Source organism: Aquamicrobium soli (genome assembly GCF_042646345.1).
Taxonomy (GTDB): Bacteria; Pseudomonadota; Alphaproteobacteria; order Rhizobiales; family Rhizobiaceae; genus Mesorhizobium; species Mesorhizobium soli_A.
Genome location: NZ_JBHRTK010000012.1, coordinates 667,053 through 690,364, shown reverse-complemented (window position 1 = coordinate 690,364; position 23,312 = coordinate 667,053). Strand labels below are relative to the sequence as shown.

The window sequence follows — 23,312 nt, the reverse complement described above, 5'->3', positions numbered from 1 at the left end:
GGATGTTCGGACGGGGCAGCGGCCGGCACGATCAGGGCGGTCTTGTATTCAGGCGGCGGAGAGGACCAGGACATGCCGGGGAAAACCCCGCACCACGCGGGAAAGGCCGTTTCCGGCGGCCATCAGGATTCGATGGCCGGCAGGCGCTGCGGCCGCTATCGGCGGCTGTTCGCCACGCTTCTGGGCGGGTCGGCATTCGCCCTTCCCTTCTCCAGCATCGTCGCCCGCGCCGAACCGGACCTGCCCGGCATCACTGTTTCCATCAGTACCGTCGAAGTCATGCAGATGGCCGTCTTTGCCGGCGTCATCGGCGCGGCGCTGATCTCGGCCATCGTGCTCATTCGCGAGCGCGGCCGCATCTCGGCGGAAAACGTCATCCTCAAGGCACGCCTCGCCGACACCAACGCCGAACTGCAGCGGTCGGAAGCCATGCTCAACCTGCGCAACCAGCGCGTGGTCGCCTGGGGCTCCGACAACAAGAAGCCCGAGCTCGTCGGCTCGCTGCCGCTGGACAGCGGAGCGCCCGAGGAACGGGCGGCCTTCCTGGCCTTCGGCCGCTGGCTGATGCCGCGCTCGGCCGCCACGCTCGAGCACGCCATCGCGGCCCTGCGTGAAAAGGGCAAGTCATTCGACTTCGTCGCCGAAACCCAGATCGGCACGCCGCTGGACGTGCAGGGCCGCAAGAGCGGCGCCTACAGCATCGTGCGCTTCGTCTCGCTTTCGGAAACCCAGCGCAGCCAGGCGCGGCTGACGCTGGAAAACCAGCAGCTGGCCGCCGACCACCATACCATGATCGGCCTGTTCGACGCCCTGAAGATGCCGGTGTGGATGCGCGGTACCGACGGCAGGCTGAAATGGGTCAACGCCGCCTATGCCGGAGCCGTCGAGGCCTCGGATGCCGACGCGGCGGTGCGCGACGGCAAGGAGTTCCTGGGCAGCCAGGCGCGCGAGGCGATCGATGCGGAACACCGGGCGCAACCGGTGTTCGAGCAGACGCTTTCCACGGTGATCGAGGGCGACCGCCGCAAATACACGGTGACCGACTATGCCGGGCCCTACGGGTCGGCCGGCCTTGCCTGCGACACCAGCGCCATCGAGACCATCCGCGCCGAATACGAGCGTACGCTGCGCAGCCACGCGGACACGCTGGACCAGCTGAACACCGCCGTCGCCACCTTCGACACCGACGAGAAGCTGCGCTTCTTCAACCAGGCCTTCCAGAAATTGTGGGGCCTCGATTCCGGCTTCCTGCACAGCGCGCCCGACAATGCGCTGCTGCTCGACCGGCTGCGCAGCGAAGGCAAGATCGCCGAGCAGCCGGAATGGCGCCGCTGGAAGGAAGGCCTGCTTACCGCCTACCGTGCCGTCGAGCCGCAGGAGCACTGGTGGCACCTGCCGGACGGCAAGACCATCCGCGTCGTCGCCAACCCGCAGCCCAAGGGCGGGGTGACGTGGGTGTTCGAGAACCTGACCGAGAAGATCGACCTCGAAAGCCGCTACCAGACTGCGGTGCGCGTGCAGGGCGAAACGCTGGACAACCTCGCCGAAGGCGTCGCGGTCTTCGGCCCGGACGGGCGGCTTCGCCTCTCCAACCCCGCCTTCGCCACGCTGTGGGGGCTGGATGCCGCCGCCATCCAGCCGAACGTGCATGTCGCCGAAATCCGCCGCCTGTGCGACGGCCGCTCGCTCGACAGCCCGTGGGCGGAATTCGCCGCGACCATCACCGGCTTCGACGAGGAACGCCGCGACCGCCACGGCCAGACCGAGTTGGTCAGCGGCATCATCCTGCGCTACGCCATCATCCACCTGCCCAACGGCCAGGTGATGACAACCTTCGTCGACGTCACCGACAGCGTCAATGTCGAGCGCGCGCTGAAGGACAAGAACGAGGCGCTGCTGAAGTCCGACCAGATCAAGAACGACTTCGTCCAGCATGTCTCCTACGAGTTGCGCTCGCCGCTCACCAACATCATCGGCTTCACCGAACTGCTGGCGCAGCCGGCGACCGGGCCGCTGACGCAACGCCAGCGCGAATATGTCGAGCATGTCGGCTCGTCGTCCTCGGTGCTGCTCACCATCGTCAACGACATCCTCGATCTCGCGACCGTCGATGCCGGCATCATGCAGCTCGAGATTTCCGAGGTTCCGGTCGACGCGACCATCCAGGCCGCTGCCGAACTGGTGGCCGACCGGCTGGCCGAGCACGCGATCCGGCTCTCGGTCGATACCCGAGGCGCGCCGAAAAGCTTCCATGGCGACGAAACGCGCGTGCGCCAGATCCTGTACAATCTCTTGAGCAACGCCGCCAACTACGCGCCGGAAGCGAGCGTCATTACCCTTTCCTGCAAGCAGACGGCGGACGGCGTCGAATTTTCCGTCCATGACGACGGTCCCGGCATGCCGCAGGACGTGCTGGATTCGGTGTTCCGCCGTTTCGAGCCGCACGTAAACGGCGGCAGGCGGCGCGGCGCCGGCCTCGGCCTGTCGATCGTCAAGAGCTTCGTCGAGCTTCATGGCGGCAGCGTGCGCATCGACACCGGCAAGAACCGCGGCACCACGGTGACCTGCGCGTTTCCGGCCTTGCCGGCCGGCCTCCGCGTCGCCGCCGAATAGCGCCCGACAATGACGGCGGCGGCCACCGTGGAACGTTTCCTGGGCGATGAGGCGGCCACCGCGCGGCTTGGCGAGGATCTCGCCATGGCGCTTGCCCCCGGCGACGTGCTGGCGCTCTCCGGCGATCTCGGCGCCGGCAAGTCGACCCTGGCGCGCGCGCTGATCCGCGCGCTGGCCGACGACGAAACCCTCGACGTGCCGAGCCCCACCTTCACGTTGGTGCAAAGCTACGACACAAGCCTGCCCGTGCACCATTTCGACCTCTATCGCCTCGGCTCGGCCGCCGAACTGGACGAACTCGGATTCGACGAGACGCTGGCGACGGGGGCGGCCCTTGTCGAATGGCCCGACCGCGCCGAAGGGCTGTTGCCGACATCGACGGTCGTGGTCGAACTGGAGCATAAGGGCGAAGGCCGCCTTGCACGGCTGTCGGGAACCGGCGCGCCGTTCCGGCGCATTTCCCGCTCGCTTGCCCTGCGCGCCTTTCTCGAAGGCTGCGGCTGGGGTCTTGCCCGCCGCCGGCGCTTCGTCGGCGACGCTTCTGCCCGTTCCTACGAGATCGTCAGCCTTCCCGGCCATCCCGCGCGCATCCTGATGAACTCGCCCGAACTGGTGCTCGGGCCTCCGGTGCGCGACGGCAAGCCCTATGCGCTGATCGCCCACACCTCGCGCACCGTCTCGGCCTTCGTCGGCATCGACCACGCCCTGACCGCGGCCGGCGTCAGCGTACCGGAAATCCATGCGCAGGATCTCGACCAGGGCTTCCTGCTCATCAGCCATCTCGGCTCCGGCAATTTCCTCGACGCAGAGAGTAAGCCGGTAGCGGAACGCTATGCGGCGGCGGCCGAACTGCTGGCGATGATGCACGGCCGCCAATGGCCCTACCACCTCGAAGCCGCGCCCGGCACCTTCCACGACGTGCCGCCCTTCGACCGCGACGCCATGATGATCGAGGCGGAACTGCTGGTCGACTGGTACGTGCCGGCGATCTCCGGCGGCCCGGCGAGCGACGCCTTGCGCCAAGGCTACCGCCGGCATTGGGACATGCTGATTTCACGCCTCGATACGCGCGACACGACGCTGATGCTGCGCGATTTCCACTCGCCCAACATCATCTGGCGCGGCGAACGGCAGGGGCACGACCGGCTCGGCATCATCGATTTCCAGGACGCGCTGGTCGGCCCTCCCGCCTATGACGTCGCTTCGCTGGCGATGGACGCCCGCGTCACCGTCCCGCCGGAGATCGAAACGGCGACGCTCGAGGCCTACATCGCCGCGCGCCACGCCGCCGGCGCCTTCGACGAAGCGGCATTCCGCGAAAGCTATGCCATCATGGCGGCGCAGCGGAACTCGAAAATCCTCGGCATCTTCGTGCGCCTCGACCGCCGCGACGGCAAGCCGGCCTATCTGAAGCACCTGCCGCGCATCCGCGATTATCTGCGCCGCGCCCTTTCCCATCCGGCGCTCGCTGCGCTACGGGATTTCTATGGCGAACACGGCTTGCTGGAAGAACGAACGCTTTGAACGAAACCGCCCCTGATACCGCGATGGTGCTTGCCGCCGGCCTCGGCAAGCGCATGCGGCCGATCACCGAGACGATGCCCAAGCCGCTGGTGAAGGTCGCCGGCAAGACGCTGCTCGACTGGGGGCTCGACAGCCTGCGGCAGGCCGGCGTCGCCAAGGCGGTGGTCAACGTCCACTATTTTCCCGAGCAGATCGTTGCCCACGTCGCCGGCCGCGCCGCGCCGAAAGTCGTCGTTTCCGACGAGAGCGACCTCTTGCTGGATTCGGCTGGCGGCATCGTCAAGGCGCTGCCTGAACTGGGGGCAAAGCCGTTCTACGTTCTGAACGCCGACACCTTCTGGATCGACCGGGGCACGTCGAACCTCGCCCGTCTCGCCCTTGCCTGGAACGAGGCGAAGATGGATATTCTGCTCATGCTTGCAGACATCGCCTCGGCGACCGGCCATTCGGGGGGAACCGATTTTCTCGTTGACGCAGAAGGTGCCTTGCGCCGCGCCCGTAACGACCCGGCCGGGCTGATCTATGCCGGCGCGGCGATCATACACCCGCGCATCTTCGCCGACGCGCCGGCCGGGCCGCTGTCCCTCAACCGCTATTTCGACGCCGCTATCGCGCAGGGGCGCCTGTTCGGCATGAAAATGCACGGCCACTGGATCACCGTCGGCACGCCGGAGGCGATTCCGCTGGCCGAGCGGGCGGTGGCGCAAGCCTTCGCCGCGGCGCCATGATCGGTCCGCACCGCGTCCTTTCCATCCCGCCCGGCGCGCCGTTCCTGCCGACCCTGGCGAAAGCCCTGATCGACGGCCGGCTCGTTCCCGGCTTCCGCTTCGATGGCGACCCGCTGGCGCTCGCCGGCGTCACCCTCTACGTGCCGACGCGGCGCGCCGCGCGCGCCCTGCGCGGTGTTTTCGTCGACCTCATGGGCGGCAAGTCGGCGATCCTGCCGGTGATCCGGCCGCTCGGCGAGTTCGACGAGGACGAAGCCCTGTTCGAGGCCGACGCGCCGGAAAGCGCCGGCGCGCTGGAGCTTGCCCCGCCGATCCCGGCGGTCGAGCGCCTGCTCGCCCTGGCGCCGCTGGTGCGGCTGTGGAAAAGCCGGCTTCCGGCCGAAGTCGCGGCGCGCTTCCAGGAAGAGGTGGTGGTGCCGGCTTCCGCCGCCGACGCCCTGTGGCTGGCGCGCGATCTGGCAAGCCTGATGGACGAGGTGGAAACGGAAGGCTCCGACTGGACGAGGCTCGCCGACCTCGTCACCGGCAACCTCGCCGGCTGGTGGCAGGTGACGCTGGATTTCCTCAAAATCGTCACCGAGAACTGGCCGAAGATTCTTGAGGAGCGCGACCGCTCCAACCCAGCCGCCCATCGCAGCGCCCTGATCCGGTTGGAGGCCGCGCGGCTGCGGCGCAACCCGCCGCCCGGCCCGGTCGTCGCCGCTGGCTCGACCGGCTCCATCCCTGCCACCGCCGAACTGCTCGCCACCATCGCCGGCCTGCCGCTCGGCGCCGTGGTGCTGCCGGGCCTCGATACCGCGATGGACGAGGCGTCCTTTGCCGCGATCTCGGCGGCGAATGCGCGGCCGTCCCTGCTCGGCCATCCGCAATACGGCCTGGCCAAGCTGATCGGCCGGCTCGGCGTCACCCGCCGCGACGTCGAGGAAATCGGCGAGAACCCGCTGGCGGTGCGGGCCGCCCTCCTCGGCGAAGCGCTGCGCCCGGCCGAAACAACGGAGCTCTGGGGCGAGGCAAGGGCGCGCTTCACCGCCACCGACATGAGCGAGGCGCTTGCCGGCGTGACGCTGGTCGAGGCCGCCAACGAGCGCGACGAAGCGGCGGCAATCGCCATCGCCCTGCGGCAGGCGATGCAAGAGCCGGGAAAGCGGGCGGCGCTGGTCACCGGCGACCGGGCGCTGGCGCGGCGCGTGGCGGCCGAGTTGCAGCGCTTCGGCATCGTCGCCGACGATTCCGGCGGTACGCCGCTCAGCCAGACGCCGCCGGCAAGCCTGCTCCGGCTGGCGCTCGTCGCCGCCTTCCGACCCGGCGACCCCACCGCCCTGCTTTCCCTGCTCAAGCACCCGCTGCTCGGCCTCGGCCTGGAGCGGGCTGCCGTGCGCCACGCGGCCGAGATCGTCGAACTAGTCGCCCTGCGCGGCGGCACCGGCCGGCCGGACATCGCCGCGCTGCCCGAACTGTTCGAAACGCGCCTGACCCAGGCTGCGGCTGGAAGCCGGCCGCCGTTCTGGCTGCCGCGCCTTTCCGGCAAGGCCATCGGCGAGGCGCGGGCCTTCGCGGCGCGCCTTGCCGAAGCGCTCGCCCCGCTGACCGCGCTACGTGAGGAAGCCGACACCGGACTTGCTGAACTCGGCCGCGCCAGCGTCGTCGCGCTGGAGGCCCTTGGCCGCGACAAGGACGGCAGCCTTACCCGCCTCTACGCGGGCGACGCCGGCGACAAGCTCGCCGAATTCCTGCGCGGGCTGGTGTCGGCTACCGCCCCCTTCTCCTTCGCGGCCACGGAATGGCCCGACGTGCTGGAAGCGCTGATCGCCACCGAAACGGTAAAACCCTCGCGCGGCACCGACAAGGCCATCGCCATATGGGGCGCACTGGAAGCGCGCCTGCAAAGCGTCGATACGCTGGTGATCGGCGGGCTGAACGAGGGCGTGTGGCCGCGGAAGGCCGAGAGCGACCGCTTCATGTCGCGGCTGATGAAGACCGGCATCGACCTCGAGCCGCCGGAGCGGCGCATCGGGCTGGCCGCCCACGATTTCCAGATGGCGATGGGCGCGCCGAAGGTGGTGCTCACCTGCGCCGCGCGCTCGGGCGACGCACCGGCGACGCCGTCGCGCTGGCTGCAACGGCTGCTGACCTTCATCGGCAAGGACCATGCCGCCGAAATCCGGGCGCGCAGCGAGGAACTGCTTTCCTGGACACGCACCCTCGATGCCGGCGAAAAGCGAGACTTCGCGCCCCGGCCGCGGCCCGCGCCGCCACTTGCCGCACGCCCGCATCATTTCTCGGTCACCGAGATCGAGACGCTGCGCCGCGACCCCTACGCCATCTACGCTAAGCGCATTCTTCGCTTGCTGCCGCTCGATCCGCCGATCCGCGACCCGGGCGCCGCCGAGCGCGGCACGCTGTTCCACGAAATCCTGCACCGCTTTTCCGGTGCGGTCGCCGATCCGCGCGAACCCGGCGCGCTCGACCAACTGATCGCCATCGGCCGCGCCTGCTTCGGCGAGGCGGACCTTCCCGCCGATGTCGAGGCCGTGTGGTGGCCGCGTTTCGAGAAACTGGCCGGCGGCATCATCGACTGGGAGCGTACGCGCGCCGACGCGGTGGCCCTACGCCACGCCGAGGAGCGGGCCGAAAAGACCATCGTCGGCCAGTCCGGCGTGACGCTCTCCGGCTATGCCGACCGCGTCGACCTGCTTGCCGGCGGCATGGCCGACATCCTTGACTACAAGACCGGCTATTCGCCGTCGAAGGCGCAGGCGCACACACTGCTTGCCCCGCAACTGGCGCTTGAAGGCGCGCTGCTGCGGCGCGGGGCCTTCCGCTCGCTCGGCCAGCGCGAGCCCTCCGACCTTGCCTTCGTGCGGCTGAAGCCGAACGGCGAGGTGTTCGAGGAATCGATCCTCGACTACAACCGCAAGCCGCGCACCGCCGCCGACCTTTCCGAGGAGGCCTGGGCGCGGCTGGAAAAACTGCTCCTCCATTACGCCGACCCCGCGACCGGCTATCTGTCGCGGGCACTGCCCTTCCGCGAAGGCGAGAGCGACGGCGACTACGACCATCTTGCCCGCGTGCTCGAATGGTCGGCCGGCGGTGACGCTCCCGAAGAGGGAGGCGTGGAAGGATGAAGAAGCGCTATCCCGTCCCGCTGGAAACGGCGACCAACCAGGCAAAGGCTTCCGATCCCAAGAATTCGGCCTGGGTGTCGGCCAATGCCGGCTCCGGCAAGACGCATGTGCTGGCGCAGCGCGTCATCCGGCTTTTGCTGCGCGGCATCGACCCGTCGAAAATCCTGTGCCTGACCTATACGCGCGCCGCCGCCGCCAACATGTCGAGCCGGGTCTTTTCCACCCTGTCGGAATGGACCGAACTGCCGGACGGCGACCTGGCGAAGCGGATCGAGGAGCTGCACGGCAGGGCGGCCGATGCGGCGCTGATGCGGCGCGCGCGGCGGCTGTTTGCCGAGGCGCTGGAGACGCCGGGCGGCCTGAAGATCCAGACCATCCACGCCTTCTGCGAATCGGTGCTGCACCAGTTTCCGCTGGAGGCCAACATCGCCGCTCATTTCCAGATGCTCGACCCGGCCATGGAGGCGACACTTTTCGCCACCGCCAGGCGCGACATGATCTCGGGCGCTGGCGGCGGCAACGCCGAACTGGCGGAGGCCTTCGCCACCATCCTGGAGATCGGCGGCGAAGCGGGACTGGACGCGCTGCTTTCCGAGATCGTTCGCAAGCGCGACGAGTTGCGCGCCTTCATCGGCCGGATCGCCGGCACCGAGCCACGCTTCCAGTCCTTGTTCGACGCCTTCGGCTTTTCGGCCGGCGAAAGCGCCACGGGCATCGCCCGGTCGATCTGGCCGCTGCCCGGCTTCCCGCCGGATTACTTTCGCGCCTTCGCCCTCGCCGCCGACGCGACGGACGCACGCTCGGTGCTGAACAACATCCTGCCGCATGCGCAGGCCGCGTTCGCCGAGGCCGATCCGGCCCGCCGGCTCGCCCTGCTGGCCAGGGCTTTTCTCAAGGCCGACGGCGCCCCCTACGGCCCCGCCACCTTCAAGAAGGCGATGCTCGACCGCCTGCCCGACCTGCCGGACCGCTACCAGGCCGCCAGCGCCGCGATCATCGCCGCCTGCGACCGGCTGGCGCTCTACCGCATGCTGGAAGCGACCCGCGCGGCGCTTGTCGCCGCCGACTGGCTGATCGGCCGCTACGAGCAATTGAAGCGCGGGCGCGGCTTCCTCGACTTCAACGACCTGATCGTGCGCACCGTCGGCCTCTTGTCGCGTGCCGACGCCGGGCCGTGGGTGCAGTACAAGCTTGACCAGGGCATCGACCATATCCTGCTCGACGAGGCGCAGGACACCAGCCCCGACCAGTGGGCGGTGGTGACGCGGCTGGCGGAGGAATTCTTCGCCGGCCAGGGCGCGCATGACGGCGCGTTGCGCACCGTCTTTGCTGTCGGCGACGAAAAGCAGTCGATCTATTCCTTCCAGGGCGCGGCCCCGGATTCCTTCCACGAAAGCCGGGTCTTCTTCGCCAAGCGGGTAAGGGAGGCCGAGGCCGAGTTCGCCGACCTCAAGCTGTCGCTCTCCTTCCGCTCGACGCAGGACGTGCTGTCGGCGGTGGACCGTGTCTTTGCCGACCCGGAAGTGCGGCGCGGCATCAGCCACGATCCCGATCCGCCCCGCCATACCGCGATCCGCCACGATGCGCCGGGCTATGTCGAGCTGTGGCCGTCGGTCGGGGCCGACAGCGTCGAGGAACCGGACGACTGGACGCTTCCGGTCAACCACCTCCGGGCGCCAGCGGTACTGGTGGCCGAGCAGGTGGCGCAGACGATCCAGAACTGGCTGGAGTCGGGAAACGTCATCGAGGGCAAGGGCCGCCCCATCCGCGCTGGCGACATCCTCGTGCTGGTGCGCAAGCGCGACCGCTTCGTGCACGCGCTGTCGCGCAGTCTGAAGAACCGGCAGATCCCGATGGCCGGCGCCGACCGGCTCAGCCTGCCCGGCCACATCGCGATCAAGGACCTGATGGCGCTGGGCCGCTTCCTGATCCAGCCGCATGACGACCTGTCGCTGGCCGCCGTGCTGCGCAGCCCGATCTTCGACGTCTCGGAGGAGGCGCTGTTCAAGCTGGCCGGCACGCGCGAAACCGGCGTCTCGCTCATCGCCTCGCTGCGCGGCCACGCGGCCGGCAACGCCGACCTGGCCAAGGTCGTGCAGCAACTGGACGGCTGGGCCACCGAGGCGGCGTTCAGGCCGGTCTTCGAATTCTATGCCGGACTGCTCGCCCGCGACCGCGTCCGCAACAGGATGATCGAACGGCTCGGCCCGGAGGTCGGCGACATCCTCGACGAATTCCTCAATTTCTGCCTCGCCGAGGAGCGTACCGGCCTGCCGGGGCTGCAATCCTTCCTGGCTACGCTGGAGAGCGCCGGCCCCGAGATCAAGCGCGAAATGGACCAAGGCCGCGACGAGGTCCGCGTCATGACCGTGCACGCCGCCAAGGGCCTGGAGGCGCCGGTGGTGTTCCTGGTCGACGGCGGCTCGGCGCCGTTCAGCGACCAGCACCTGCCGCGCCTTATGCCGTTCGCCATGGCGGACGCAGGCTGGCAGGGCAAGGGCTATCTGTGGCGGGCCGGCGGCGATGTCGCCAACGGCTTCTCCAAGGAAGCCGCCGCCCGCGCCCGCGACTTGGCGGAACAGGAGTACCGCCGCCTGCTCTATGTCGGCATGACCCGCGCCGAGGACCGGCTGGTGGTGTGCGGCTACCACGGCAAGCGGGCGCCGAATGGCGGCACCTGGCATTCCATCGTCACCCGCGCGCTGGCCGCGGCACCCGAGACCATTGAGCAGCCGCATCCCGTCACCGGTGAGCCGGTGCTTCGCTTCCAGGTCTCCGACCTGCCGCCGCTCGCTGCGGAGAAAGACGAGGTGGAGCGGCCCGCCGCCGCCTTCCCGCCGTTGCCGGCCTCGCTGTTGCGGCCACCTGAATTCGACGAGGAATTGCCGCGCCCGCTGTCGCCTTCCGGCGCCTCGGCGCTGATCGACGAGACCAAGGAGCCGGTGCTCGACGCCCGCTCGCCGGTGCTGGACGCCGAGGAGGAACCGGGCTTCGCCGTACTGCGCGGGCTTGCCTTGCACAAGCTGATGCAGATGCTGCCCGGCCTTGCCGAGGCCGAGCGCCGCGCGGCGGCTGAGCGCTACCTGGCCCGCATGGGCGCCGGCTGGAACGAGCGCGACCGCGCCCCTATCCTGGAGAGCGTCGAGGCGATCCTTGCCGATCCCGACTTCGCGCCGCTGTTTTCGCAGGATTCCCGCGCCGAAGTCGCGATCATGGGCAGCCTCGACATTCGCGGCAAAAAACGTTCCGTTTCGGGCAAGATCGACCGCCTCGCGGTCACCCCCGGCAAGGTGCTGATCGTCGATTACAAGACCAACCGCCCGCCGCCCGCCTCGCTGGCCGAGGTGCCGCCGGCCTATGGCCTGCAACTGGCGCTCTACCGGGCGCTGCTGCAGCCGCTCTATCCGGCGCACGAGGTGCGGGCAGCATTGCTGTTTACCGAAACGCCGCAGTTGATCGAACTGCCGGCGGAAATGATGGACCTCTCCCTTGTCGAACTCACGCAGGCGTGACACAAACCCTGCTTGCATCGAGGCGCATTGCCTACCACATATTGTGCGACAAAAACCCGAAAGGAATCAGCATGGCCACCGTCAAGGTCGATAACAGCAATTTCCAGGCCGACGTGCTCAACGCCAAGGAACCCGTCGTGGTGGATTTCTGGGCGGAGTGGTGCGGTCCCTGCAAGATGATCGGCCCGTCGCTGGAAGAGATCGCCACCGAACTCGGCGGCAAGGTCAAGATCGCCAAGCTCAACATCGACGAGAATCCCGAGCTCGCCGCGCAGTTCGGCGTGCGCTCGATCCCGACGCTGATGATCTTCAAGGGCGGCGAAGTCGCTGACATGAAGGTGGGCGCGGCCCCGAAGACCGCGCTTTCGCACTGGATCAACGGCGCCGTCGCCTGATCCGCTTTAGTGGCGCTCAGGAACTGACGGCCGTCACCGTGTAGCCGGCCTTGCGCAACAGTTCGACCAGGCCTTCCGGGCCTGGAAGGTGCAAGGCCCCCACCGCGATAAAGACGTTGCCGCCCGCCAGGATCGGCGCGGCGTTCGTGGCCATCACCTTGTTGCGGCTCGTCACCATCGCTTCCTCGAAAGCGGCGTAGCCGGCGGGATCGTCGGCCTCGTCGGGCAGCACGGCGCGAAACAGCGGCCAGATCATGCCGATATCGCCGCGCAGATAGAGCGAGATCATCGTCTCGTTGATGTCGTTCATCCTGTCGCCGAGCTTCAGCGTATCCACCAGCCCCTGCATGTGAAAGGCGAGCGGCAGCGAAGCCATGGCGCGAAGCTGGTCGGCGGCGGTTTCCAGCCCTTCGAGGCGCTTGCCGCCTGCCTTGGCGTCCTCGGCCAGCTTGACGTCCAGCACCGGCGCGCCGCCAGCCTTGCGGGCCAGTTCGCAGGCCGGCGTCGCCACCATGGCCGAAAGGATCCACGGTTTCATCTTGGCGACGCTCGCCAGGGGAATGCCGCGCGCTTCCAGCGCCTTGTCCACCGCCGCCTTGTCGGCGGGCGAGAGCAGCGACGACAGCGTGGTGTTGTCGGTGAACATCATCAGGTCCGGCTCGCCGGCAAGCGTCGCCATCATCTTCTTCTGGTCGAGCACTTCCGTCGTCTCGATCACCACCGTATCGGCGGCGTCGAACGCCTTTTGGGCGGCGGCAGGCAGCGTGACGACGCGCGGATCGGTCATGTGCATGGTGCCGAACAGATAGGACGGCTTTTCGCCGGGCTTTTCCAGCTTCCACAGCAGGCCCCTGCCGTTCGGTGTCGCCGCCGCTTCGGCCTCGATCTTGCTGTACGCCGCCGGATCGTCCTTTTGCAGGCTGGCCGTCAGGTCGGTGCCGACGCAGGCCGGCGTCTCGGCCCGCGCCTTGCCGGCCGCAAGCAGCAGGACGGCGAGGAAGGAAAGGAAGAACAGCACGTTGAGCGCCGCCAGCAGCTTCAGCGCGGGCAGGCTCAGGCGATCGGCAATGGCGATGGCTTTCTTCATGCGGATTTTTCTAGGCGCAAAAAACGGCAAAACCGTTAACCGGCACGGGCAAATTGTCCTAGCCGCATCGCGGCTCAGGCCCGCGGATGCGCGTCTTCGTAGATTTCCAGCAGCCGCGCGGTATCGACGTCGGTATAGACCTGCGTCGTCGACAGGCTGGCGTGGCCGAGCAATTCCTGGATCGTCCTGAGGTCGCCGCCGCGCCCCAGAAGATGCGTGGCGAAGGAATGGCGCAGCGCGTGCGGCGTCGCCGTATCCGGCAGGTTGAGCGCCGAGCGCAGCTTCGCCATCTCGCGCTGGACGATGGCGGGGTTGAGCGGCCCACCGCGCGCGCCGCGAAACAGCGGCCCTTCGGCGCCTAGATGATACGGGCATAGCCGCCGGTATTCGGCAACCGCTTTCAGCACCACCGGCAGCACCGGCGTCAGCCGCGTCTTGCCGCCCTTGCCGGTGATCCTGAGAATCGTTTCGTCCGGCGAGGCAAGGTCGCCTCCCAGGAGGCCGAGCGCCTCGGAAATACGCAGGCCCGACCCGTAGAGCAGCGTCAGGATCGCGGCGTTGCGGGCGGCGATCCACGGCTCCTCCGCCAGTTGGCCCTCGATCGAGACGACCCGCTTGGCGTCGGCGGCGGTCAGTGGCTTCGGCAGCGATTTCGGCTGCTTCGGCGCGCGCAAGGCGGCGGCCCCGGCCGCGTTGACCACGCCGCGCCGCTCGAGGAAGCGCAGGAGCGAGCGGATGCCGGCCAGCCCACGCCCCAGCGTTCGTGCTCCCGCCCCGCCGGCGCGGCGATAGGCGAGAAAACCGCGCAGGTCGGCCGGGCGCAGGTCGGCGATGTCGGCAAGCCCGGGCGGCCCGCCGCAATGGCCGGTCAGGAATTGCAGGAACTGGCGGGTGTCTCGTTCATAGGCCTCCACCGTTTCGGGCGACAGCCGCCGCTCGCGCGCCAGCGCTTTCAGCCAGCCTTCGCGCGCCGCCTGGAGATCGGGCCCGGCCGAAATGAGGAACTTTTCTTCCATGGTCCTTGCCTTTTGCGGCTATCCTGCCGCCGCGAGGTTAGTAAGCCGTGAAGGCGCCCGTCATTGAAAAGCCGCCGGGCGGCGTTTAGGAGACAGGCGAAACAGGAAAGCGCCCCATGCCGGCACCCAAGAACCCGATCCAGATGGCCGTCATCGGCGCCGCCCACGGCATCAAGGGCGAGGTGCGGGTGAAGACCTTTACCGGCGACCCGCTGGCGCTGGGCGACTATGGCCCGCTCTACGCCGCCGACGGACGCGCCTTCGAGGTCGCCGACATCAGGCCGGCCAACACCGTGGTCGTGGTCCGCTTCAAGGGCGTCAAGGGCCGCGACGCGGCAGAGGCACTTGCCGGAACCGAACTGTTCGTCGACCGCTCGACCCTGCCCGACGAAGAGGATGACGACGAGTTCTACCACGCCGACCTGATCGGCCTCGCCGTGCGGGACGACAGCGGGGCCGCCATCGGCAAGGTGCAGGCGATCCACAATTTCGGCGCCGACGATATCCTGGAAGTGGCGCTTTCGGGCCGCAAGACCATGCTGATCCCGTTCAGCCGGGCGGCGGTGCCGGAGATCTCGGTACAGGGCGGCTTCGTTCGCATCGACCCCGTCGCCGCCGGACTGGCCGACGAGGACGACGACGCGGAGGCCGGCGTCGACCGCCGACCGCGCGGACCGAAGGATGCGGGAGGCAACCGGTGAGCTTCGCCGCCTCGGTACTGACGCTCTACCCGGAAATGTTTCCGGGCGCGCTCGGCCTGTCGCTGGCAGGCCGCGCGCTCCAGGCCGGCACCTGGTCGCTGGAAACGATCCAGATCCGCGACTTCGCCACCGACCGCCACCGCACCGTCGACGATACGCCGGCCGGCGGCGGGGCCGGCATGGTCATGCGCGCCGACGTTCTCGCCAGGGTCATCGACCACGCGTCGCCGCCCGGCGATCCGCGCCCGCGCCTGCTGATGAGCCCGCGCGGCAAGCCGCTGACGCAGGCCCGCGCAAGGGAACTGGCGGCGGGGCCGGGGGCGGTTATCGTCTGCGGCCGGTTCGAGGGCATCGACCAGCGCGTCATCGAGGCGCGCGCGCTGGAGGAAGTCTCGATCGGCGATTTCATCCTTTCCGGCGGCGAGCCGGCGGCGCTGGTGCTGCTCGACGCCGTGGTGCGGTTGCTGCCCGGCGTCATGGGCAACGAGCTTTCGGGCGAGGAGGAGAGTTTTGAGAACGGCCTGCTCGAACACCCGCACTATACGCGGCCGCAGGAATTCGAGGGGCGTCCCATCCCCGAAGTGCTGATTTCAGGCAACCATGCCAGGATCGCCGCATGGCGGCGCGCCGAATCCGAGCGGCTGACGCAGGAGCGCCGGCCAGACCTGCTGGCGGCCGCTCAGGGCTTGACGAAGTAGTAGACGGCGAGAAACAGCCCGACCGCGATGACGAAGGCGCGCACCACGCCCTGCGGCACCCGCTTGGCGATCCACACGCCCGAATAGCCGCCGAGCGCGCCGCCGGGGATCATGACGATGGCTTCCGGCCAGGCGACCACGCCGCCGGCGATGAACACCACGATCGCCAGCGAGGCGATGACCATGGCCAGCATGTTCTTCAGCGCGTTGATGCGGTGATAGCCGCCGCTCTCGGTAAGGCCGAGCGTGGCGAGCATCATCACCCCCATGCCGGCGCCGAAGAAGCCGCCATAGATGGCCGTGAAGAACTGCGCCACCGAGCCGGCGAGCGAGCCGACCTTGCCTTCGCCGTTCTCGCGCGGCGTCGGCTTCAGCCACGGCCCGGCGGCGAACAGCGCGGTCGCCGCCAGCAGCAGCCACGGCACTAGCGCGTTGAAGGCCACGTTGTCCAGCGCCAGCAGGATCAGCGAGCCGACGAAGGCGCCGACGGCCGAGATCGCGCACAACAACAGCGCACCGCGCCAGAATTTGCGGATATCGGCCCAGTAGGCCAGCGTCGAGGTGATGTAGCCGGGGAACTGGGTGACCGAGGAGGTGGCGTTGGCGAGGATCGGCGGCGTGCCCAGAACGGACATCGCCCCGAAGGTGATGAAGGTGCCGCCGCCCGCCATCGCATTGACGATTCCCGACAGGTAGCCGGCGATGAACAGGATGATCGCATCGATGATCGACATGGATGGCCCGCCGCTTGGGGGATGGAAGGGGCAGGCTGCGTCGCCCGGCCTGACTTGGCTTGATTGCCAATCACCGATATAGACGGCCGGCGCTAGGCTCAATGGCAAAAAAGTCTCGGGCCAACAGGTGACAAAGTGGTAAAATGCCTGTATGTGCGCGCTCGACCCGGACGAGAAGCCGGAGAAGAACCCGTCAACATTGACGGTGAAATCGCCCCTGCCGGACGTTCCTGGAACGGATGGCATAACCGAGCGGTCGTTTGAACTGCAAGGCGAGCGTAGGGCGCTCTGACTGTCGGAAGAACAAGAAGTGGATTTTTAAGATGGATCTCATCCGTCAGATCGAGGCCGAGCAGGCCGCCAAGATCGAAGCCAAGCGCCAGCTTCCCGAATTCCAGCCCGGCGACACGGTTCGCGTCCTGGTGCGCGTCACCGAAGGTTCGCGTACCCGCGTCCAGGCCTACGAAGGCGTCTGCATCGCCCGCTCCGGTGCCGGCTTCCAGGAAAACTTCACCGTCCGCAAGATCTCCTACGGCGAAGGCGTCGAGCGCGTTTTCCCGGTGTTCTCGCCGATGGTCGAGGGCGTCGAGATCGTGCGCCGCGGCAAGGTGCGCCGCGCCAAGCTCTATTACCTGCGTGATCGTCGCGGCAAGTCGGCCCGTATTTCGGAGAACACCGGCGTCCGCGCCCGCAGGCTGAACGACGCCGAGCGCGATGCGCTGCACGCCGAGAAGGCCCGCATCGAGGCCGAGAAGGTAGCCGCCGCTGAGGCGCTGGCCGCCGAGAAGGCCGCGCAGGAAGCCGCTGAAAAGGCGGCCGCCGAGGCCAAGGCCGCCGAAGGCGCCGCGGAATAAGCTTTTCGAAAAGTTTTCGTGAAAAAGGCGGCTCCGGCCGCCTTTTTCATTTGTCGATGCCGGGCGCGTCCCGCCTCACTCCTTCAGCGTGATCTTTCCTGGCAGCGACAGGTCGCCGGAAGCGACGTCATGCACGCCAGTCACGCATAGAAGCGGCGCCTTGCCCTCCGCATTCACCTGCAGTTCCGCGGTGACGGCATCGAAGGACACGCCCTCGCCGCCCTTGACCGGCACGGTGATCGTCGCCGTCCTGCCGTTCAGGGCCGGCGACATGCCGGGGCTATCCAGCGCCAGCGGCAGCATCGGCGCGGTCGGCGGCAACAGGTCGACGCCGGGCGAGACATCGCGCACCTTCAAGCCGGCGCCGCAGCCCTCCGCCTTTTCCATCACCACCCAGTGCGAATGCCAGCCGGCCCCGTCATTGGCCGGATCGCCGTCGCCGTTCTCGTCGAACAGCGGTGTGTCGTCGAAATCCGGATGGGCGGTGATGGCGAGAGCCAGGATGGCGGACTTTTCGGCGAAACCGACCACCGACGGGTCGAAGCCGGTCGGCCACACATAGGCCGCCACCTTCGCGCCCGGCAGCTTGCCGGTGGCGTCGGGCTTCACCGATCCGGCCTCGCCCGCGACCTCCATCAGGAACGTCGCCAGCCGGCCGTCGGTGGTTGCCGAGGCGGCGGTGATGTCGAAGGCCGCCGGCTTCGACGGATCGACCGCGCTCTGGATGTCGTGGGCGAAAGCCCCCTGCCCGAGGGCAAGCAAGGCGGTGGCGGCAAGGATGTGGATTCGCATTCTTCGTCTCCCTTTTAGTATCGACTCAATACCAATTGCGTAGCAGGGGCGCGGAACCGTTGCAAGAGTGGTATCGATACGATACTAAGATCCATGGTCGAGACGGACGAGACGCTGGAACTGATCGGGAGGCTGGCGCGCATCGTCGCCAACGAGGGCCACGCGCACGGGCTGAAGCCCGCGCAGTGGGAGGCGTTGCGCTATCTGGCCCGCGCCAACCGCTTTTCACGCACGCCGGGCGGGTTGACGGCCTATCTCGGCCTCACCAAGGGCACCGTCTCGCAAACGCTGATGGCGCTGGAGCGTGCCGGGCTGGTCGAAAAGACCGGCAACCCCGGCGACGGTCGTTCGGTGAGGCTGGACCTGACGGAGAAAGGCCGGGCGCTCCTGCCGCTCGACGGCATGGCGGCGCTCGGCGATGCCTTGCGGGCGCTGCCGCCGGCAAGCCGGGCCGGCCTTGGCGAAGGGCTGAAGGCGTTGGTCGGGGCGATGCTGGCCGCCCGTTCGGGCCGCGCCTTCGGCATCTGCCGCGACTGCCGCCACTTCGCCGCCGATGCCGAGGGCGAGGGCCGGCACCACTGCCGGTTGCTCAGGCAGCCGCTGGGCGAGGCCGAGGCCGACGAGATCTGCCAGGAGCAGGAAGCGGCGTGAGCGCCCTGCCCGTTGCCGACGCGATTGCCGGCCCGGCAAAACATTGATATGAGCATGGCTATGGAAGAGCTGTTCGGAGACCCGTCCTACAAGGGCTTCGTGCTGCAGGACAGGAAGCGCCTGCCAGCGCGCTTTTTCGCGCGCGTGCTCGGGGCTGTCGTTACCCGACTTACCTGAGACCGGTCTGCCATCGCGCCGGCTGCGGCCGGCATTGCTTTCCCTTTTGAAATCGACGGATTCACGCACATGAGCGCCCCTTCTCAACCCAAATTGCGCACCCTCTACGACAAGATTTTCGAGGACCACGTCGTCGATCGCCAGGAAGACGGCACCTGTCTCCTCTACATCGACCGCCATCTCGTCCATGAGGTGACCAGCCCGCAGGCCTTCGAGGGCCTGCGCATGACCAACCGCAAGGTCCGCCACCCCGAGCGCACGCTGGCCGTCGTCGACCACAACGTGCCGACCTCGCCCGACCGCGTCAACGGCATCAAGAACGAGGAAAGCCGCATCCAGGTCGAGGCGCTGGCCAAGAACGCCGCCGATTTCGGCGTCGAGTATTATTCCGAGAAGGACCGCCGCCAGGGCATCGTCCACATCATCGGCCCCGAACAGGGCTTTACCCTGCCGGGCATGACCATCGTCTGCGGGGACAGCCACACCTCCACGCATGGCGCGTTCGGCGCGCTGGCGCACGGCATCGGCACCTCCGAGGTGGAGCATGTACTCGCCACCCAGACGCTGATCCAGAAGAAGGCGAAGAACATGCTGGTGCGCGTCGACGGCCAGCTTCCCGAGGGCGTCACCGCCAAGGACATCATCCTCGCCATCATCGGCGAGATCGGCACTGCCGGCGGCACCGGCTACGTCATCGAATATGCCGGCGAGGCCATCCGCTCGCTGTCGATGGAAGGCCGCATGACCATCTGCAACATGTCGATCGAAGGCGGCGCGCGCGCCGGCATGATCGCGCCGGACGAAACCACCTTCGCCTATGTCAAGGACAAGCCGCGCGCGCCGAAGGGCGCCGCGTGGGACATGGCGCTGGAATACTGGAAGACGCTGAAGTCCGACGAAGGCGCGCATTTCGACAAGGTGGTGGTGCTGGACGCGGCCTCGCTGCCGCCCATCGTCACCTGGGGTTCCTCGCCCGAGGACGTGGTGGCGGTGGCCGGCGTGGTGCCCGACCCGGACGCCATCGACGACGAGACCAAGCGCAACTCCAAGAAACGCGCGCTGGAATATATGGGCCTTGAGCCGGGTACGAAGATGACCGACATCAAGCTCGACCGCGTCTTCATCGGCTCCTGCACCAACGGCCGCATCGAGGACCTGCGCGCCGTGGCCAAGATCGCCGCTGGCAAGAAGGTGGCGCCGACCGTCAACGCCATGATCGTGCCGGGTTCCGGCCTGGTCAAGGAACAGGCAGAGGCCGAGGGGCTCGACAAGATCTTCATCGAGGCCGGCTTCGACTGGCGTGAGCCCGGCTGCTCCATGTGCCTTGCCATGAACGACGATCGCCTGAGCCCCTACGAGCGCTGCGCCTCGACCTCGAACCGCAATTTCGAGGGCCGCCAGGGCTTCAAGGGCCGCACCCACCTGGTGTCGCCGGCCATGGCGGCGGCGGCGGCGATCGCCGGCCATTTCGTCGATATCCGGGACTGGAAATAGCCGACCCGCTTTCCCGTTCAAGGAAACGCCCCGGAGCTCTCGCTCCGGGGTTTTTTTCTGGCGATCGAGCGGCGGACCGTGGCAGGCGACGAGTCAAGACCGGTTTAACCCGTTGTTCGTGCTTACCCGTTAGGCTCGATCGACCAGAACGGTGGAACGGATCGTCTTGCAGACCGGCTTGTCCATAGCATTGCTCAATCCGGCAATTGCGGCCGTGCTTGCGGCAGCCTTCCTCGTCCTATGGACCTACCAGCGCGCCAGCTTCCATCTGCTGATGCTGGCCTTCGGCTACGCCGCCTCCGGCGTCGGCTTCCTGCTGCAATATTTTTCCCTGCCGTTCACGACCTTCGCCACCGAGAAGCTGGCTTCCTGCGTGGCGTTCACACTCGCGGTCGTCTGCATCACCACCGCGATCCAGTCCCGCTACGTCAGGCGCATACCCTACGGTGCCGTCGCCGCCCTGGCGCTCGGCGGCATCGCCGCTTTCTCGTGGTTCCTGTTCGTCGAACCCGACCTTACCTGGCGCATCTACGCCGCGAATTTCGCCTTTGGCGGCCTTTGCCTGCTGTGCGCCGCCGAATTGCGGCCGGTCCGCCGTGAAGGGCCGATCCAGAGGGTGCTGTTCTGGCTCACCCTGGTCGCAGCCAGCAACTTCCTCGTCCGCACGCTGGTCGCCGTCGCCCTGCATGGCCCCTTCGTTTCCTATGACGGCTTCTATACCTCCGCCTACTGGACGACCACGCAACTCGTCCACGCGACGCTTTCCCTGATGACCGCGCTTTGCCTCCTCACGGCAACGGTGACCGACATGATGGGCAGGCTGAAGGCCCAGTCCGACACCGACCCGCTGTCGGGGCTCCTGAACCGGCGCGGCTTCGAGGAGCGGGCCGCCGCGCTGCTCGAGCGCTCGGCCCACAACAACCTGCCGGTGGCGCTGGTGCTGGCCGACCTCGACCACTTCAAGGCGGTCAACGACAGGCACGGCCATGCCGCCGGCGACCGCGTCATCGTCGACTTCGCCACCAAGATTCGCCTGGTCGCGGGCGCGCGCGGCGTTGCCGGGCGCATCGGCGGCGAGGAATTCGCCGTCATCCTGCCGCTTGCCGACCTCGGCGCTGCCCGCCTGTTTGCCGAAACGGTCCGCACCCTGTTTTCCACCGGCAACACGGACGGCCTTTCCCCCGGCACCAGGATGACCGCCAGCTTCGGCGTCGCCGCGCGCAGCGGGCAAGAACCTCTGGCCCCGTTGATGGAGAGGGCCGACGAAGCGCTCTACAAGGCCAAGCAGAACGGGCGCGACAGCGTGCGAATCTCCTATCTGAGGCCCGAAATGCCCTTTCGCGGCAGCACCAACGGCAACGAATAGAACCGGCGCCGACGCCCCTGAAACGGGCTGCCGTTAACGCCTTTTTCGCTCATCGGTGGTTTTCTGGATCGAGGGCGGAACACTCGATGACCGGCGCAGCATTCATCCTAGCGATCAACATGGCGGTCGCCGGCCTTCTGGCTGCGGCCTTCATGACCATCGCGGTCTACGACGTGCGGCGCGTTTCGGCGCGCTGGATGGCCGTGGGCTATCTGCTCGGTGCGGCCTATTTCATCATCGAATTCAGCATTCCTGCCTTCTCGAACGCGATCCCGGTCGTAGTCGTGGCCTTCGCCGTCATGCTTGCCGGCATCGTGGCCTTCAACGTCGCCATCGCCCACAAATACGATGTCGCCCCGCCCTGGCGCCTGATGCTCGGCCTTTTCATCGCCGCAACCGTCGTCGTCTCGCTGGTGCAGGACTTGCCGCGCCATTCGCTGGCGCGGATGATGGCCTACCAGCTGCCCTACGCGCTGATGACCTTCCTGGCGATCGGCATCATCCGGTCCTCGCCGCTCAAGCGCCAGCATCTGGACAGCCTGCTCATGGCCCTGCTCGCCGCAACCGGCCTGCAATTCGCGGCAAAGCCGTTCATCGCCCAGGCGCTCGGCGGCTGGGGCGCCAGCCCGCAAGCCTATGTCGAGAGCAGCTACGCGTCGGTATCGCAGGCGCTCGGGGCCGTGTTCCTCGTCGCCATCGCCCTGCTCCTGCTGGTCATGATCGTGCGCGACGTGCTTGCCGATGCGACCAACAAGTCCGAAACCGATGCGCTGTCGGGGCTGATGAACCGGCGCGGTTTCGAATATCACGCACGGGACGCGCTGCGCAGCGCCGTCCGGCACGGCGTCCCGGTGTCGCTGGTCATCGCCGACCTCGACCATTTCAAGACGATCAACGATGGTTTCGGCCACGCCTGCGGCGACCACGTCATCAAGGTCTTCGCCGGCCTGCTGCACGAAACCGCGAGCGACAGCCACATCGCCGGACGCATCGGCGGCGAGGAATTCGCCATCCTTCTTTCCGGCTCGAACCTTGCGGCGGCGCGCTTGCTGGCCGAGGGCACCCGTGCCGCCTTCAGCGCCCTGCCGATCGTCGGCCTGCCCGCCGGCCGCCGCTGCACCGCGAGCTTCGGCGTCGCCGAACTGCGCCCCGAGGGCGATTTCGACAGCCTGATGCGGCGCGCCGACCAGGCTCTCTACGACGCCAAGAAAGACGGCCGCGACTGCGTGCGCCTCGCCGTGGCACCGGACGCCGGCGACCTGCCGCTTACCGGCAGGGGCTGAGTTCCGGCATTTCCCCGTCGGACAGCCCGTACATGTAGCTGCGGCCCTTCACGAACACCGGCGGGCGGTAGCAATCCGGATGGCCGTATTCGTCGGCATAGACGACACGCGGCTGACCAGAGCCGGTGTAGGCCGACAGCTTCTTGGCCAGCCTGCCCTGGCCGACAAGGATGCGCTTGTATCCGGCGGCGCTGTCGATGACGAGGTTGCCGAACGAATCGGCATAGACATGGTCATGATGGCGCGTCCCGGCCGAGGCGGGCGCGGCACAGGCCAGCGCCACCGCAGCCACCGCGAGCGCGCCGAGGCATTTCCGGGAAAGACCTGCGTTCAGACGCATCTGCATTCTCCTTCGTCGAGAGGCGCGTCCCCTCGATTCGACAGGATTAACCGTTTATTAACCATTGTTAAGAGGCAACCGGCCGCCACTCGACGCGAAGCGAAAACATGGTTAACGGCAGCCGGCATCAGCCGGCCCGCGACAGGGCGTGCAGCCCGTCTGTCCACAGGCGCCGACGCCCTCCCTTGATGTGAGGGCCGCAAAAAGTCTAGGTTTCGGGAT

Annotated in this window: 19 protein-coding genes; 14 read left to right on the top strand and 5 right to left on the bottom strand. The window is 67.8% G+C overall.

Annotated features, from left to right (window positions below; translation table 11 throughout):
- Positions 1–72: 72 nt before the first annotated feature.
- From ACFOHJ_RS13115 to trxA, 6 genes are all read left to right on the top strand, one after another.
- Positions 73–2,613 (top strand): sensor histidine kinase, encoded by a 2,541-nt coding sequence (locus ACFOHJ_RS13115; protein WP_378221060.1) that lies wholly within the window; start codon positions 73–75, stop codon positions 2,611–2,613.
- A gap of 9 nt (positions 2,614–2,622) precedes the next feature.
- Complete coding sequence (gene tsaE / locus ACFOHJ_RS13110; protein ID WP_378221058.1) at positions 2,623–4,137, top strand: tRNA (adenosine(37)-N6)-threonylcarbamoyltransferase complex ATPase subunit type 1 TsaE; 1,515 nt, start codon at positions 2,623–2,625, stop codon at positions 4,135–4,137.
- Between the two features lie 23 nt (positions 4,138–4,160).
- Complete coding sequence (locus ACFOHJ_RS13105; protein ID WP_378221572.1) at positions 4,161–4,865, top strand: nucleotidyltransferase family protein; 705 nt, start codon at positions 4,161–4,163, stop codon at positions 4,863–4,865.
- Positions 4,862–7,990, top strand: coding sequence for a double-strand break repair protein AddB (addB, locus tag ACFOHJ_RS13100; RefSeq protein WP_378221057.1), 3,129 nt, complete (start codon positions 4,862–4,864; stop codon positions 7,988–7,990). The genes ACFOHJ_RS13105 and addB overlap by 4 nt, the downstream gene beginning before the upstream one ends.
- A complete protein-coding gene (gene addA, locus ACFOHJ_RS13095) occupies positions 7,987–11,502 on the top strand; it encodes a double-strand break repair helicase AddA (RefSeq protein WP_378221054.1) in 3,516 nt (1,171 codons plus the stop codon). The genes addB and addA overlap by 4 nt, the downstream gene beginning before the upstream one ends.
- Positions 11,503–11,573: 71 nt before the next feature.
- Positions 11,574–11,897: a thioredoxin gene (gene trxA, locus ACFOHJ_RS13090; protein WP_378221052.1), complete on the top strand. Its 324-nt coding sequence runs from the start codon at positions 11,574–11,576 to the stop codon at positions 11,895–11,897.
- Positions 11,898–11,913: 16 nt separating this feature from the next.
- Here the strand turns inward: trxA and ACFOHJ_RS13085 are convergent, their stop codons facing one another.
- Together ACFOHJ_RS13085 and ACFOHJ_RS13080 are read right to left on the bottom strand one after the other, a co-directional pair.
- Entirely contained in the window at positions 11,914–12,984 is a 1,071-nt protein-coding gene (locus ACFOHJ_RS13085; protein ID WP_378221049.1) for a TraB/GumN family protein, read from the bottom strand.
- A 74-nt stretch (positions 12,985–13,058) separates the two neighbouring features.
- On the bottom strand, positions 13,059–14,000 hold the full coding sequence (locus tag ACFOHJ_RS13080) for a tyrosine recombinase XerC (RefSeq protein ID WP_378221046.1): 942 nt from the start codon (positions 13,998–14,000) through the stop codon (positions 13,059–13,061).
- A gap of 116 nt (positions 14,001–14,116) precedes the next feature.
- On the opposite strand from ACFOHJ_RS13080, the gene rimM reads away from it, so the two are divergent.
- Positions 14,117–14,701, top strand: coding sequence for a ribosome maturation factor RimM (gene rimM, locus ACFOHJ_RS13075; RefSeq protein ID WP_378221044.1), 585 nt, complete (start codon positions 14,117–14,119; stop codon positions 14,699–14,701).
- Entirely contained in the window at positions 14,698–15,399 is a 702-nt protein-coding gene (gene trmD / locus ACFOHJ_RS13070) for a tRNA (guanosine(37)-N1)-methyltransferase TrmD (protein ID WP_378221042.1), read from the top strand. The genes rimM and trmD overlap by 4 nt, the downstream gene beginning before the upstream one ends.
- On the opposite strand, the gene ACFOHJ_RS13065 is transcribed toward trmD, so the two are convergent.
- On the bottom strand, positions 15,381–16,133 hold the full coding sequence (locus ACFOHJ_RS13065) for a sulfite exporter TauE/SafE family protein (RefSeq protein ID WP_378221041.1): 753 nt from the start codon (positions 16,131–16,133) through the stop codon (positions 15,381–15,383). The two genes, trmD and ACFOHJ_RS13065, sit on opposite strands and share 19 nt — an antisense overlap.
- Positions 16,134–16,456: 323 nt before the next feature.
- On the opposite strand from ACFOHJ_RS13065, the gene rplS reads away from it, so the two are divergent.
- Positions 16,457–16,987: a 50S ribosomal protein L19 gene (rplS, locus tag ACFOHJ_RS13060; protein WP_378221040.1), complete on the top strand. Its 531-nt coding sequence runs from the start codon at positions 16,457–16,459 to the stop codon at positions 16,985–16,987.
- 75 nt (positions 16,988–17,062) lie between these two features.
- Here rplS and ACFOHJ_RS13055 read toward each other — a convergent pair whose 3' ends face one another.
- Positions 17,063–17,779: a hypothetical protein gene (locus ACFOHJ_RS13055; RefSeq protein WP_378221037.1), complete on the bottom strand. Its 717-nt coding sequence runs from the start codon at positions 17,777–17,779 to the stop codon at positions 17,063–17,065.
- 93 nt (positions 17,780–17,872) lie between these two features.
- Here ACFOHJ_RS13055 and ACFOHJ_RS13050 point away from each other — a divergent pair, with 93 nt between their 5' ends.
- The 5 genes from ACFOHJ_RS13050 (at position 17,873) to ACFOHJ_RS13030 (ending at position 22,750) form a co-directional block, all read left to right on the top strand.
- On the top strand, positions 17,873–18,430 hold the full coding sequence (locus ACFOHJ_RS13050; RefSeq protein WP_378221035.1) for a MarR family winged helix-turn-helix transcriptional regulator: 558 nt from the start codon (positions 17,873–17,875) through the stop codon (positions 18,428–18,430).
- A gap of 54 nt (positions 18,431–18,484) precedes the next feature.
- On the top strand, positions 18,485–18,607 hold the full coding sequence (locus ACFOHJ_RS13045; protein WP_378221593.1) for a hypothetical protein: 123 nt from the start codon (positions 18,485–18,487) through the stop codon (positions 18,605–18,607).
- A 69-nt stretch (positions 18,608–18,676) separates the two neighbouring features.
- The gene (gene leuC / locus ACFOHJ_RS13040; protein ID WP_378221032.1) at positions 18,677–20,101 is read left to right on the top strand and encodes a 3-isopropylmalate dehydratase large subunit; all 1,425 of its coding nucleotides are present in this window, start codon (positions 18,677–18,679) and stop codon (positions 20,099–20,101) included.
- 166 nt (positions 20,102–20,267) lie between these two features.
- Positions 20,268–21,467 (top strand): GGDEF domain-containing protein, encoded by a 1,200-nt coding sequence (locus ACFOHJ_RS13035; RefSeq protein ID WP_378221571.1) that lies wholly within the window; start codon positions 20,268–20,270, stop codon positions 21,465–21,467.
- An 86-nt stretch (positions 21,468–21,553) separates the two neighbouring features.
- Positions 21,554–22,750 (top strand): GGDEF domain-containing protein, encoded by a 1,197-nt coding sequence (locus ACFOHJ_RS13030; RefSeq protein WP_378221030.1) that lies wholly within the window; start codon positions 21,554–21,556, stop codon positions 22,748–22,750.
- On the opposite strand, the gene ACFOHJ_RS13025 is transcribed toward ACFOHJ_RS13030, so the two are convergent.
- Positions 22,734–23,090 (bottom strand): hypothetical protein, encoded by a 357-nt coding sequence (locus tag ACFOHJ_RS13025; protein WP_378221028.1) that lies wholly within the window; start codon positions 23,088–23,090, stop codon positions 22,734–22,736. The two genes, ACFOHJ_RS13030 and ACFOHJ_RS13025, sit on opposite strands and share 17 nt — an antisense overlap.
- Positions 23,091–23,312: the final 222 nt, after the last annotated feature.